17 protein-coding genes are annotated in these 13,150 nt (G+C 62.6%); 7 read left to right on the forward strand and 10 right to left on the reverse strand.

Annotated elements, in window-relative coordinates; genetic code table 11:
* Positions 1-42: 42 nt before the first annotated feature.
* Positions 43-828, forward strand: a complete 786-nt coding sequence (locus tag BDK61_RS06655; protein WP_121302767.1) for a winged helix-turn-helix domain-containing protein — start codon at positions 43-45, stop codon at positions 826-828.
* Here BDK61_RS06655 and BDK61_RS06660 read toward each other — a convergent pair.
* From BDK61_RS06660 to crtD, 7 genes are all read right to left on the reverse strand, one after another.
* Positions 825-1,148, reverse strand: coding sequence for a transcription factor S (locus BDK61_RS06660; protein WP_004593290.1), 324 nt, complete (start codon positions 1,146-1,148; stop codon positions 825-827). The two genes, BDK61_RS06655 and BDK61_RS06660, sit on opposite strands and share 4 nt — an antisense overlap.
* A 32-nt stretch (positions 1,149-1,180) precedes the next feature.
* A complete protein-coding gene (locus BDK61_RS06665; RefSeq protein WP_121302769.1) occupies positions 1,181-1,816 on the reverse strand; it encodes a hypothetical protein in 636 nt (211 codons plus the stop codon).
* Complete coding sequence (locus tag BDK61_RS06670; protein ID WP_121302771.1) at positions 1,809-2,681, reverse strand: magnesium transporter CorA family protein; 873 nt, start codon at positions 2,679-2,681, stop codon at positions 1,809-1,811. Before BDK61_RS06670 ends, BDK61_RS06665 begins: the two co-directional genes overlap by 8 nt.
* Before the next feature lie 133 nt (positions 2,682-2,814).
* Entirely contained in the window at positions 2,815-3,651 is an 837-nt protein-coding gene (locus BDK61_RS06675) for an RAD55 family ATPase (RefSeq protein WP_004962661.1), read from the reverse strand.
* A gap of 81 nt (positions 3,652-3,732) precedes the next feature.
* Positions 3,733-4,614 (reverse strand): bisanhydrobacterioruberin hydratase, encoded by an 882-nt coding sequence (gene cruF / locus BDK61_RS06680; protein WP_004962658.1) that lies wholly within the window; start codon positions 4,612-4,614, stop codon positions 3,733-3,735.
* Complete coding sequence (locus BDK61_RS06685; protein ID WP_121302773.1) at positions 4,607-5,491, reverse strand: prenyltransferase; 885 nt, start codon at positions 5,489-5,491, stop codon at positions 4,607-4,609. Before BDK61_RS06685 ends, cruF begins: the two co-directional genes overlap by 8 nt.
* Positions 5,492-5,494: 3 nt before the next feature.
* Positions 5,495-6,982, reverse strand: coding sequence for a carotenoid 3,4-desaturase (gene crtD, locus BDK61_RS06690; protein ID WP_004962653.1), 1,488 nt, complete (start codon positions 6,980-6,982; stop codon positions 5,495-5,497).
* A 134-nt stretch (positions 6,983-7,116) separates the two neighbouring features.
* Between crtD and BDK61_RS06695 the strand changes: the two genes are divergently transcribed.
* The 3 genes from BDK61_RS06695 to BDK61_RS06700 all read left to right on the forward strand — a co-directional run bounded on the left by BDK61_RS06695 (position 7,117) and on the right by BDK61_RS06700 (position 8,960).
* Positions 7,117-8,292, forward strand: coding sequence for a M24 family metallopeptidase (locus BDK61_RS06695; RefSeq protein WP_121302775.1), 1,176 nt, complete (start codon positions 7,117-7,119; stop codon positions 8,290-8,292).
* A gap of 243 nt (positions 8,293-8,535) precedes the next feature.
* The gene (locus BDK61_RS23290; RefSeq protein WP_007188407.1) at positions 8,536-8,706 is read left to right on the forward strand and encodes a hypothetical protein; all 171 of its coding nucleotides are present in this window, start codon (positions 8,536-8,538) and stop codon (positions 8,704-8,706) included.
* Positions 8,707-8,750: 44 nt separating this feature from the next.
* Complete coding sequence (locus tag BDK61_RS06700; protein WP_004593281.1) at positions 8,751-8,960, forward strand: ribbon-helix-helix domain-containing protein; 210 nt, start codon at positions 8,751-8,753, stop codon at positions 8,958-8,960.
* 8 nt (positions 8,961-8,968) lie between these two features.
* Here BDK61_RS06700 and BDK61_RS06705 read toward each other — a convergent pair whose 3' ends face one another.
* Positions 8,969-9,379 (reverse strand): hypothetical protein, encoded by a 411-nt coding sequence (locus tag BDK61_RS06705; RefSeq protein ID WP_049944582.1) that lies wholly within the window; start codon positions 9,377-9,379, stop codon positions 8,969-8,971.
* 47 nt (positions 9,380-9,426) lie between these two features.
* A complete protein-coding gene (locus tag BDK61_RS06710) occupies positions 9,427-10,101 on the reverse strand; it encodes a hypothetical protein (protein ID WP_121303911.1) in 675 nt (224 codons plus the stop codon).
* A gap of 148 nt (positions 10,102-10,249) precedes the next feature.
* Here BDK61_RS06710 and BDK61_RS06715 point away from each other — a divergent pair, with 148 nt between their 5' ends.
* A complete protein-coding gene (locus BDK61_RS06715) occupies positions 10,250-10,915 on the forward strand; it encodes a VOC family protein (RefSeq protein ID WP_121302777.1) in 666 nt (221 codons plus the stop codon).
* A 148-nt stretch (positions 10,916-11,063) separates the two neighbouring features.
* Positions 11,064-11,342, forward strand: coding sequence for a hypothetical protein (locus tag BDK61_RS06720; protein WP_004962635.1), 279 nt, complete (start codon positions 11,064-11,066; stop codon positions 11,340-11,342).
* A gap of 121 nt (positions 11,343-11,463) precedes the next feature.
* On the opposite strand, the gene BDK61_RS06725 is transcribed toward BDK61_RS06720, so the two are convergent.
* A complete protein-coding gene (locus tag BDK61_RS06725) occupies positions 11,464-11,766 on the reverse strand; it encodes a DUF5779 family protein (RefSeq protein ID WP_121302779.1) in 303 nt (100 codons plus the stop codon).
* A 126-nt stretch (positions 11,767-11,892) separates the two neighbouring features.
* Here BDK61_RS06725 and BDK61_RS06730 point away from each other — a divergent pair, with 126 nt between their 5' ends.
* Positions 11,893-13,137, forward strand: coding sequence for a LeuA family protein (locus tag BDK61_RS06730; protein ID WP_121302781.1), 1,245 nt, complete (start codon positions 11,893-11,895; stop codon positions 13,135-13,137).
* Positions 13,138-13,150 lie beyond the last annotated feature (13 nt).

Genomic DNA, 13,150 nt, shown 5'->3' on the forward strand with positions numbered 1-13,150 from the left:
TCAATGAGCAAATCAACGAAGGGCCAAACGGCCCCCAAATCGATGCGTCACAAGCAAATACTCGACGTAGCGGCCGAGAACCCTGAGGCGTCCATCGCAGAGCTTGCGGCCGAAGTACCGAGCGCGACAACGGAACTGGTCGAGCGGGTCCTCGAAGAACACGGCGACCCGGCTGAAACCGACGAGACGGACTCGTCCGACGAGTCACCGGCTGAACCGTCGGCGGGGTCACAGTCGCACCCGGCCCCCGAGGACCTCTCGTCGACAGAGCGCGAGACGCTCCGGGCAATTCAGCAACACCCCACCGCGTCCCAGCGAGATCTCGCAGAAACGCTCGGCGTCACCGCTTCGACCGTGAGCAATCGCGTCAACGGCATCGACGGGTTCGACTGGACGAACCGCGAGGCGTTCGCAAACGCTGTGTTCTGCGAGCAGGAGACCGGGTCGGCGACCCCCTCCGGTAAGACCGAAACCCCAGCATCCGACAGCGAATCATCGGAGTCAACAGACACCCCAGATGACGCCGACGGTCGGGTGTCAGAACCAGATACCGCGTCCGACAGCACCGAGTCCTCTATCGCGGCGGCCGAAACAGCAGCCGGCGAGGTGAACACCACACTGACAACGTTCCAGTCGACTGTTGAGGACCTCTCCGAACAACTGGCCGAGCTCGAAGGGCAGGTCGAAACCATCGCGGATGGCGGCGGATCGCCGCAATCCGACCCGTTTCAGGACCCCGAACTCGTCCACAAGGTTGTCCACGCGTGTATGGACTCCGAGAAAATATCCGAGGACGAAGAGCTCCGGATTCTAGATTCGCTGCTCTAGTTGTACTCACGCCACCGGTGGCCACATTCTTGACACTTGAAGAATCGCGTCGGCGGTTCGTCGGCTGACCCGGTCTGTTTGATCGTGTACCACGCTTTGCCGTGCCCGCATTCCTCACAGGTGACGTCGTCGGCCGTGGGCTTCCCCTCGAAGTTCGACCCCTCCTCGGTCTCTATCAGTTCGTCGTCGCTCTGTTCGTCCGTGCTGACGAACGCCGCCGCGCGGTCCTCGTCTTTCGCGACCCGCGCGCCACAGGACTGGCAGACCATCTCGTCACCATCGGCGTGCATCATCGAGCCACAGTCGTCGCAGAACTGCATACACGCCCGTCCGACACCGAGGCAAAAAGCCGTTACTGCTCGTCTTCGATCTCGTGTTGCTCTGCGACCACCGGACAGTCCAGCAGTCGGACCGTCTCCATGTCGAGGAACTCCATGATTTCGGTCCCGTCGTTCGTGCAGTGTGCGTTCGGCGGCGCGGAGAAGTGTTCACACTGCTCACAGTAGCGGTGTTTCGACACCTCCGCGTACCGGCTCTCTGGTGTGGTTTCGTTATCGTCGTCGGCGGCGATTTCTGCCCACACCTTATCCGCGTCGATGTGGTCGACATCGACCCGCTCGAACGCGCTTTCGCCGCTCCCGAAGGGGTCTTCGCCGCGCTCGTCCATTCCCGAGAAGGGGTCATCTGAATCGGGTGATGATCCAGAAAGTGGCCTGTCAGAGTCAGTTGCCGAATCTGAACGAAACTCTTCCGTGTCGACGGCTGAGAGCAGGTCGTCATCATCAGTTGCACTGGGACCCGTCTCGGACATATCGTCGGTCGGTTCGTCGCTCGATTCGATGTCGGTCCAGCTATCGTCGGGTGGCTGGCGTGCGTCTGTCGAGTCGTTCGCGCCGTCAGGCCCCGCATCGAGGCGCTCGAACGGGTCGCCCTCGCGCTCGTCGCCGGAATCGAGTTCTTCGAAGGGGTCTCGTTCGTCGTCACTCATTGGTCTCGCCCGGTTCAAGCTGTGCTGCGGCCACCAGCCGCGCCTTCGAGCGGATAATGCCGCCCTCGGGTCGCACGTCCGACACTGTCGTGTTACAGTGCGGACACTGGGGTTCGGTCAGGAGCCCGATATCGACCTGCTCGTCACAGTTCGAACACCGTGCCGTCGAGATGTTCTCCTGTGCCGCGGCGCGTTTCAGCCGGTCGACCGCTTTCTGGTTCTGGTCCCGGCCGCCATGGTCGTCGCGGAGGTCGCTGACGACCCAGGCGACGCGAGTGAGTTTGTCTTCGACATCGTCGAGACGGGCGTCGATGTCGGCGACTCGCTCGTCCTGCGTTTCGACCGAATCGGTCAGATCGCCTCGAAGCGCGGTGAGTTCCGCCTCCATCGTATCAATCTCCTGTGAGAGTGCATCGATGCGGTCGAACTCCTCGTGGCTGTGGTCGGCCGGTGCTTTCGCGTCGGCCTCTCGCTTGACCTGCACGACGCGCTCGCGAACATCTTCGATTTTCGTCTGAAAGTCCGCTTCGAGGGCGTCGAACCGCTCGGCGAGCTGGTGCTCCACTGTGTCGACGATATCGGGGATCTGGGCACTCACAGCGCTCTCGGTCGCCGCTTCGACTGAGCCGTTCAGCTTCTCGTCTACGGTTGCGGCGACGACGGCATCCAGTTCGTCCGACGACGGCTGGAGGTGGTCGCCCATTTCGCCGTCCGAATCGGCTGTTGTCATGTATGCGGCCAGCAGTTGCTCCATGACGGCGTCGCGAGGCACGCCGAGTGCCTCGGCTTGCTCGGTCAGCCACTCGTCTAGATCTGCAGATAGCTCGACGTACACTCCCCCGTCATCAGTCGACTCGGAGGACATTACGACACCCTTGACGAACAACACTGATAAGGGTTTACCGCCGATTTCAGATACCGAGAGTGGAAGCGACCACGCAGCAGCGTTCTCGTTGTTCTCTGCCGACAGCTACAGCCAGTTGTCCCGCCGACTATCGCTATCGAATCTTGCGCACGTCGCTGATGTCGAAGCCGGCATCGCCCAGTTCAGTCTCGAACTGCACGATGTCCTCGTCCTCGATCTGTGAGAGGACGCCACGGAACTGCTGGACGACGAGGGTCCGGGCGCGAGTGGAGCCGCCGGATTCCCACGCGAACTCCATCGTGCCGTGGGAGGCGTCGACGAGTTGCCCGTGTCGCACCGTCGACAGCGTCTCAGGATTGATGTGCAAGAGGAGCAGACAGCCCCACTGATGGGCCGCCTTCTGAAGCCCCTGGACGAGTGAGCTGATGTCCGACCACTCGATTTCCTCACCCATGGCGCTGACGAGGTCCGACAGCGAGTCGATGACGACGAGATTGTTCGCCGCAACCTCGTTCAACACCATGCCGAGCGTCCCGAGCAGGTCCTCCCGCTCGTGCCGCGCCCGGAGGTCGGTGATCGATGCGGTTTCGCTGGCATACCAGTCCCGTGGCACCGGACTGATGTGGAAATATCGCTCTGAGAGGTCGTGGAACTCGACCGCCCGGCTCCCCTTATCGACCACATCGTCGTCCATCGCCAGCCGCATCTCGCTGACCAGTTGCGATTCGTTTGTCGTAAACGAAATGTAGTGGACCTCGTCCGGGGCGACAGCGTCCGGCGAACGGTCGCCGTAGTAGAGGTCGTGCAGCTCCGTGTCTACCTGTTCGAGCCCGTTGATGAGTGCGCTCGTATGCATGAACTCCCGGGAGCCAGCGCCGGCCTCGCCGGAGAGCAGGACGACGCTCCCCGCGGGCGCTCCACCGTTGATGATGGAATCAAGCTGGCGGATTCCAAACGGGATTCGATCCATACGTCCACCTACCTACGCGGTTGCTTAAACGCTTGGCCTGTCTCGGCGGTCGTGACAGTCGGGCAACAGCAAGCCACGAGGTCACCGCCAGACGGCACGGCCGAGCCGGGTTTCTGAGAGGTCGAAGTCGAAGCGGTCCGTCCAGAGGAGGCCGGCCCCCAGCAGCGCGGCCAGACCGACAGGCACCCAGTTCGCGTAAAACAGGTTGATACCGCCCCACAGCAGGACGAAGCTCACCAGGTCATCAAGCATGAACGGGCAGTCCCGGAGTCGCCGGCGGAGCCCCGCGCGGTCGAACCCGAAGTCGAACAGGAGGACGGCGACTGATCCCGACAGGAGCCAGCCGGCGTAGTTCTGCCACGGGACGCCGTAGAACTGCGGCATCTCGTAGATCCAGAAGCCGATGGCCACAGCACCCGGATCAAGCACGAGGTCAACGAGCATGACCGTCGCCAGCGTCGCCAGCAGCCGGACCGCGGTTGACGCCGCCCTGTTGCCGAGCAACAGCAGGACGAGCAGGTAGGCGTTCAGGACTAGCGGGAAGAAGAAGACCGGGAGCCCGAACGGTACCTCACCGAGCAACATTGGGCCGAGGTCGACGCCGTAGATGAACTCGCCGTAGGGCCAGCCGGTCCGGACGCCGACGAGTTCGATGCCGTACGAGTAGAGTGTCAGCGCGACCAGCGCAAGGCCGGCCCGGCGGTCCACGAGCGGAAAGACGCCGGCGACTAGCGGGAGTCGCATCACGAACGTCCCGAACAGAACGAAGTAGGGATTGAACGCGAGCGGGTCCGGCAGAAGCCCCTCGGCACTCGCGAGTAAGGTCACCGCGCCGACGAGCGGAAAGACGACGGCGATGGTAAATCGGTTCTCGGTGACGAACTGGTCGAACTGCGCGGTCGCGTCGGTCTTTGTCTCCGGGAGCGTCCAGCCCGCCAGCGTTCGGTCTTCGCCACTACCCATACAGCATCACCCACAGCGCAATGAGCGTGAACACCATGCCGACGACGGTGTTGATCGCGGGATACCACCAGTACGCCTCGTCAATGTCGACGCCGATGCCGAGAATCCCGAAGACGAGGCCGGGATAGACGAGCAGTATCAGTCCGAACACCCAGTGCGTGTACGTGAACACGAACGCGGCCGTGAGCCAGCACATCACGCAGTAGTAGTAGGTGTTTGACTCGCCCAGAAACGTCGCCGTCGTCTGGATGCCGGCCTCGCGGTCGGGTTCGATATCGGGAATCGCCGAGAAGGTGTGCATCCCCATCGCCCAGAGCCACGCGCCGGCGACCGCTGTCGCTGGCGGGGCCACCCCTTCGATAGCGGCGTAGCCGATGACACCGGGCAGGATGTACAGGCCGTTCGAGATGGAATCAAGGAACGGCGTCGTCTTGAACCGCAGCGGCGGGGCCGAGTACTCGATCGACAGCCCAATCCAGGCGAGCAGGGCCACGACCCCGAGCGTCGGCAGTCCGAGAACGAACAGTAACGCGAGCGCGCCGCTGGCGACGACGATGGCTGTGATAGCGGTGTCCCCGCGGTAGCTGACCTCCCGGCCCTCGTCTTTCTTGGGATTGTGCTCGTCGATGTCGGCGTCGAAAATGTCGTTGACGCCGTAGAGGAACACGTTCCCAGGGATGGTGAAGTACAGAAACAGCGCGATAGCCAGCGGTGAGAACAACTCTCCCGGACCGTCGGCCGCGTAGCTGACGCCGACGATGACCGGGCCGCCGAGGTACAGCCAGAACCGCGGCCGGGAGAGCCGCAACAGGTAGCCCACAAGCGTCTCCTCCGGCGGAATGACGGCGGTAATGCGGTCGGTCGGGAGTTCGGGCATTACTCAGGCGATATCCTCGATGAGCGCCTCCGCGGTGTGTTCGCCGCTGATGAGACACATCGGCACGCCGATGCCGGGCGTCGTGAACGACCCCGTGAAGTAGAGGCCGTCGACGGCCGACGAGCGGTTGTTGGGTCGCAGCAGGGCGGTCTGGCGGAGTGTGTGTGCCAGCCCGAGAGCTGTGCCCTCCGTGGCGTTGTACCGCTCGCCGAAGTCGGAGACGGCGAACTGCTTCTCGTAGACGATGCGGTCGCGCAGGTCGACGCCGGTGTTGTCAGCGATGTCGGCAAGCACCTTCTCGCGGTACTCCTCGCGGATCTCGTCGCCGTCGTGCAGGCCCGGCGCGATTGGGACCAGAACGAACAGGTTCGAGTGCCCGTCTGGGGCGACGGTGTCGTCGGTTTTCGAGGGCACACAGAGGTAGTACGCCGGGTCATCGGGCCACGCGGGCTCGTCGAAGATGTCGTCGAAGTGGGGGTCCCAGTCCGTCGGCAGGACGAGCGTGTGGTGCTTCAGGGGCTCCACGTCGCCCTCGACGCCCATGTACATGAGGAAGGCGGACGGCGCGTACGTCTTGTCGTCCCAGTAGTCGTCGTCGTACTGGCGCTCGTGGTCGGGCAGGAGTTCCCGTTCGGCGTGGCCGTAGTCGGCGTTGACGACCACTTCGTCGGGGTGGGTCGTGTCGCCGTGGACTGTCTCCACGAGGAACCCATCCTTCCGCCGGGAAATCTCATCGACTTCGGCGTCGGTCTCGTAGGTGACGCCGAGTTCCTCGCCGAGTTCGACAAGGCCGTCGACGACCGCGCCGACGCCGCCGTCGGGGTAGTACACGCCGAGGTTGAAATCGACGTGGCTCATCATGTTGTACAGCGCTGGCGTCGTCCGCGGAGAGCCACCGAGGAAGACCAGCGTGTACTGCATGATCTGCTGGAGCTTCGGGTGCTCGAAGTAGTCCTCGACGTGGCTCTGCATCGTGCCGATGAGCTGGAGGCCGACCGGCGCGGCAGTCATCACGTCGAGGTCGACCCAGTCGCGCAGCTCCGAGCGGTCCTCATAGACGAACTTGTTCATCGCCGTCTCGTAGTGGCGTTCGCTCGTCGCGAGGTAGTCCCGGAAGGCCTCGCCCGCACCGGGTTCGTACTCCTCGAATTTCTGGGCCATCTGGTCGTTGTCGCCGGTCACGTCGATCTGGTCGCCGTCCTTGAAGAAGACCCGGTAGTGCGGGTCGAGCCGCTGGAGGTCGTAGTAATCGCGTGGCTCCTTGCCGAAGTACGCAAAGAAGCGCTCGAACACGTCAGGCATCAGATACCACGACGGACCCATATCGAACCGGAACCCATCCACCTCCAGCCGGGAGGCGCGACCCCCGAGTTGCTCGTTTTTCTCCAGTAGCGAAACGTTCGCATCTGCGTCCGCCAGATAGCACGCAGCGGAGAGCCCACCGATGCCACCACCGACGACAGTCACGTCTTCACCGGACAAGTCACTCATTACTAGTATTGAGGGGCTGGAGCGTCAATAAATGAGCGGCCAAACTACATCGGTATGGTATTCGTGGTCATATATCGGGCCACCGAGCGACTCAGTGGGAGACGCATATGGGGATGGGGGACAGACTGACACGTATGGAACCTGACCTCACAGCACTGGACGCATATCTCGATGACGCCGGCGTCGACGGTTACCTCCTCGATGCGGATTCTGAGGTGTCAGACCAGTATTATCTCTCCGGCTTCGACGCGCCGGACCCGTTCATCACGCTGTACGACGGTGACACACATCTGCTTTTCCCGCGGAGTCTGGAGTTCGGCCGAGCCAAGCGCGAGTCGCGGGCCGAGACCGTCGAACGCTACGTCGATTTCGACCACCAGAGCAAAGTCGACGAGTACGGCCCTGACGAGGCCGTTTCACACGTTCTCGCAGATTTCCTCGCGGCCTATGACGTAGATAGCGTGGCCGTCCCGCCGCGGTTCCCGCTCCGGACCGCAGACAGCCTGCGCGAACGTGGTGTCGACGTGTCGGCAGACACCGACGGCATCGTCACGGAGATCCGAGCAACCAAGACCGAGACAGAAGTCGACTACGTCCGGACGGCACAGCGGGCCAACGAGGCGGCAATGGAGGCTGCTGAATCGCTGCTCGAAGCGTCGGACATTGCCGAGGACGAGACGCTCGAAGTTGACGGTGAGACGCTGACGAGCGAGCGGGTGAAAGAGGAGATCGAGGTGACGCTGCTCCGGCACGGCTGCTCGCTAGACGAGACTATCGTCGCCTGCGGGGCGGACGCTGCGGACCCTCACGACTCTGGGAGCGGGCCGCTCGTCGCCCACGAGCCGGTTATCATCGACATCTTCCCGAAGGACAAGGCGACGAAGTACCACGCCGACATGACGCGGACATTCGTGAAAGGCGAGCCCAGCGAGACGGTGCGCGAGTGGTACGACCTGACCGAACGCGCGATGGAGGCCGCGTTCGACGCGCTGGAACCCGGTGCGACCGGCGCGGACGTACACGACGCGGTCTGTGACGTGTACGAGGACGCCGGCGAACCGACGCTGCGTGACGACGACCGAACGGAGACGGGATTCATCCACAGCACAGGCCACGGCGTCGGGCTGGACGTCCACGAGCTTCCACGGCTGGCGCCGAACGGCGGCGAACTCGAACCGGGGCACATCGTCACTATCGAGCCCGGCCTCTACGACCCTGCTGTCGGCGGGGTCCGAATCGAGGACATCGCCGTCGTCACTGCCGACGGCTACGAAAACTTGACCGAGTACGAGATCCAGTTTGTGGTCTGAGGTAGTTGAATCGGCCCGAAAGCTATAGTTGCAGTTTCATTCTGGCCGCCGTTACTCTATGATACTCCTTTTCAAACGTCTTGTTACCACACAACAGTATTTCTGCGCCACCATCATGAACATTTATTATGGATGGGTCAAAAGGTGGTGGTACCCAATGCTTGTATCAGATGTACGCCCTGCACGCGACACCCACACTGCACTGCCTACAAACCACAGACGCCGGCCGACACGACCCCCAGGATGACAACACGAATCACGACCCCCCGAAACGAGGACTCGTACCCGACAACCACACTGCCCTTTGACAACGCGGACGACCAGTCTCGGTCCCGCCGCGCGCCGAAGATGTTCTCGCCGACCAATCACGCCACGATGGGCCAGTTCGACACTGAGGCCACGGACCCGCGCTAAACTGGGACACAACGCATATCCCGCAGGCAAACCTCCGTGTCGATATGGCTGATTACACCACAGTATCGATTCCGAAGGACCTCGCGGAGCGCGTCGAAGAGACCATCGAAGGGACGAGTTTCTCCAGTACGTCCGACCTCGTCCGGTTCCTGCTCCGGAGTATCGTCGTTGAACACCAGCGGGAAGGGGAACTGACCGAAGCGCAGTTTCAGGATATCACCGACCAGCTGCGAGACCTGGGCTACTTGGAGTAGCTAGGTCGCTACTGCGGATACTTCTCGGGCGGCTCGATGTCGAGAATCGTGACATCCTGCGCTTGCCCGGCTCTGTCAAAGGCTCCGAAGGCGTCGATATCCCACGGCGGGATGCCGACGAAAATCACTTCATGCAGGTCGTCGGTCTTGCTAACACCCATGTACCCCTCGGGATGGGAGACGAACCGGCCCTGCGTCTGGCCGGCTGGCGTCCCCAGGTCGACGCCGAACACTGCCTTCACTGAGGCCCCGGCTGAGGGGAGATAAAAGTCAGTGAACACCGGCGTCTCGTCCGGCAAGTCTGTGTCAGGAAGCTCTCCAGCAGGCGTGACGGCCAGCGAAATCGTCACGTCGTCAGGTTCGGCCTCGCTGGCGAGCCGTAACAGCGTCTCGACGAGTCCGCGTGTGACGTAGACCACGCCATACTTTCGCACGGTCCGGGTAAAACGGCGTCGTTTGACCCGATTTAGCCGAGCACGAGCGACTTGAGGTTCTTCGCGTACAGCCCCGGCGTTCGGCCGCGGGACCCGCGAAGCGCGTAGTCGATGGCCTCGGCGGCGTCTTCCATCACACCTTCTCCGTGCCCGACCAGCACTCGTTCGGGGTCAAGCCGCGTGAGCTTCTTCGGCGGGAACAGGCGCAACATCGGGTGGACACCGAGTCGTTCGTCGCCGGCGAGGAAGTAGTCCGCCGCCCCGACCGCTTCTGGGACGACGAGCGTGTCGTCTTCGTCGCCATACAGCGCGGCCTCTTGCCAGAACGAGTTCTTGATGATCTTGTGGACGCCGTAGTCCGTGCCCGGCAGTTGTTGGTGCATGCGTTCGACCGGTGCGTCGATATCTTCTTCGACACCTGACATCCAGTCGGGGATATACACCGGCACGTCGTGTCGATTCGCAACGGCGGCGCTGTCGCGTTTGTGCCGGTCTAACAGAATGACGACGCCAGCCACCTCGCCGAACTCCGCGAACAGGTCGTCGATACCGTCGACGTCTATCGGGTCGGCGACGAACACGCCGGCATCCGTTTTGAGAACGTGACTCGCCCGGACCATCATCTCGTCGGGGTACGGAATGTAGCTCACGCCGCGTTCCCAGCGGTTCGTCTCCAGCCACTCCGTCGCCTCGCTCTGACCTTTCATTGGCATACGCCTCTGTACGAGCCTGACGCGAATAAATGGTCGCGAACGGGAAACACGCGTGCTGTCGTTGTTTCGCCTGTGAAACGGCGTCCACAGCGGCTTTGTCGGTGGCGGTCGAAGCGCCGATATGCTCTCATCGCCCGCCTGAATCACGCTAGAGGTGAAGTACCCAGACCGTGCGACGGCGTTCTACGAGGCCTTTCTGGAACTTGATGTCGTTTCAGAGAGCCCAGACGAGGCCGTACTCGCAGCTGGCGACACCGAACTTAGGCTCCGCGCTCCGGGGGCGGTGCCGCGCGGCGGGCTCCACACCCACTACGCGCTCACGATTCCCGAGCGGGAGTACGATGACTGGTACGACCGGCTGGACGAGCGTTTCGACTTGGTCGAACACACCTTCGGGGACGCGCGGTCACTGTACTTCTATGACCCGCAGGGTAACTGTGTGGAACTCGGTGAGCGGGCGGTCGACGGCGCTGGCGTCACCGGCCTGTTCGAACTCGTCCTCGAAGTCGAGGAGTTGTCTTCGGCAGTGGAGTTCTACACCACGCTAGGGTTCGAACTGGTCGACGACGGCCGCGACGAAGGCCGGGTCAGGCTGTCGACCGGCGACCTCGACATAGAGTTGTGGTCACCACGGCTCGGCATCGCCGACGCCCGCGGCGGCGTCCACGTGGACTTCGGCGTCGTTGCCGAAGACCCGAAATCGACGGCAAGGGAAGTCGCTGACGACGCGCTTGCGGTCACATCGGTCGACGAGGGCGTCCGAATCAGGGACCGGGACGGCCACTACCTGACGCTGGTATCAGCGTAGGCGGCCGCTGGTGTCGGTGTGGCCGCCCAGTGATATTCGGGGATGCACTCGCTGGATGCGAATATAATGACCTCCCCCTGTACTAGTAGCCGTATAGGCCCCTCATAGGTAGGTTCTTTTCGTATCGAGAGCCACGTTCGAGTCGAGGATGTCCCTGACTGACTCCCGGACTGAACACGATGTCCCCGCGAAGGCGACGCTGTTCTGTCCGGACTGTGGGCACCAGAGCAGGTACGACGGTGACTGGGCTGTGGTCGAACGGTGTGGTAGTACGCACTACCGCTGCCCGGATTGCCACACCCAGATCACGACCCGACCGCGCCACACTGACAGTGGGTCCCCTCGTTTCTTTGACACTTACTGGCAAGCGTGGAACCACGGTATTCGCGTGTGGCACGGCCTGTTGCAGCGACTGCTCTCGCCGTGAGCGGTCGTGCTAGCTGTTCTGTCGTCGGCCGAAATCGCTACGCCCGTGGTTTCGATAGACATCACAGAGAAATGTATCGCCCACGACAGCACCGCTCGGTGGATGCAGCCTGTTGTGTCGCTCAATCCAGCCGCTCAGAGTCGATGCTGACCCCCGGCGGCGTCACAATCAGGAACCCGCGGAAGTGCATCAGTTCGCCGCCGGCCTTGCGGACCGGTCGGGCGAACCCGGCTGCAAGCTCGTTCAGGTCGCCCTCGACGTTGAGGACCAGTACCGACCCGTTCTCGATGGTGTCGATCCACTGGTCGGGCGATTCCGATCCGTCAAGGACGCCGAGCACGACGCGATTGCTACCGGCCCCATCACGGTCCTCATCCATCTGGTCCTCCACGGCCTGTAGGTCCAGCCCCTCGAAATCACTCATAGCCACACACATGGGCGGATAGAGCAAAAATCCTCCCCACCTGTCTGACGCGCGGCAGTCGCACTAGCCGCGGTCGTACCTGTGTGACGTGTGTACGCATCACCGCCTTATGGACAGGTATAAATAGTGGAAGCATCCAGTTACGAGTGCTTATGTCCAACAACGAGGGCACGTCGGAATCTCCGGCGGATCGAGTTCTTCCAGGGCACACTGGATTCCACGTCTGAGATAACAGACGCACGGATTTTCGACACCACGCTGCGCGATGGTGAGCAGTCACCACGTACGTCGTTCAACTACGAGGACAAACGCGAGATAGCCGCGCTGCTCGACGAGATGGGCACCCACGTCATCGAGGCCGGGTTCCCCGTCAATTCCGACGCGGAGTTCGAGGCAGTACGCGACATCGCTGAGTCCACGCAAGTGACGACCTGCGGACTGGCGCGTGTGGTCGAGAAAGACATCGAGGCGGCTCTGGATTCCGGTGTGGACATGGTCCACACCTTCGTCTCGACGTCGGACGTACAGTTGCAGGATTCCATGCACGCGACCCGTCAGGAGGCACTCGACACTGCCGTCGACTGTGTCGAGATGATCAAAGATGCGGGCGTCGAATGCATGTTCTCGCCGATGGACGCGACTCGGACTGACGAGGACTTCCTCGTCGAAGTCATCGAGGCCACGTCCGCGGCGGGGGCGGACTGGATCAACATTCCGGACACGTGTGGGGTCGCCACGCCGCGGCGGTTCTACGACCTCATCGAGATCGTCGACGACTGCACCGACGCCTACATCGACGTGCACACGCACGACGACTTCGGACTGGCGTCGGCCAACGCCATCTCCGGCTTTGAGGCCGGAGCCAGTCAGGCGCAGGTGTCGGTCAACGGGATCGGCGAACGCGCCGGCAACGCGGCCTACGAAGAGGTCGTGATGGCGCTGGAGTCGCTCTACGATGTCGACACCGGAATCGACACCACCCGCATCACAGAGCTGTCGCGGATCGTCGAGGAGAAATCCGACATCGGGGTGCCGGCGAACAAGCCTGTCGTCGGGCGTAACGCCTTCTCCCACGAGAGCGGTATCCACGCTGCCGGTGTCATCGAGAACTCCGACACGTTCGAGCCGGGTGTCATGACTCCCGAGATGGTCGGGGCCACACGCGAGCTCGTGCTCGGCAAGCACACCGGAGCCCACTCGGTTCGGGAACGGCTCGTCGACGCCGGATACGACCCGAGCGAGGCGGAGGTCCGCGAAGTGACTCGCCGCGTCAAGGAGTACGGCGCGGAAGAGCAGGTCACCATGTCGGTGCTTGAACGGTTCGCCGAGGAGATCGGCGTGACCGAGGAGAGCGAGGAGGTCCGGGCGTAGGCCAATGACCTCG

This window comes from Haloarcula quadrata (assembly GCF_003634715.1).
Taxonomy (GTDB): domain Archaea; phylum Halobacteriota; class Halobacteria; order Halobacteriales; family Haloarculaceae; genus Haloarcula; species Haloarcula marismortui.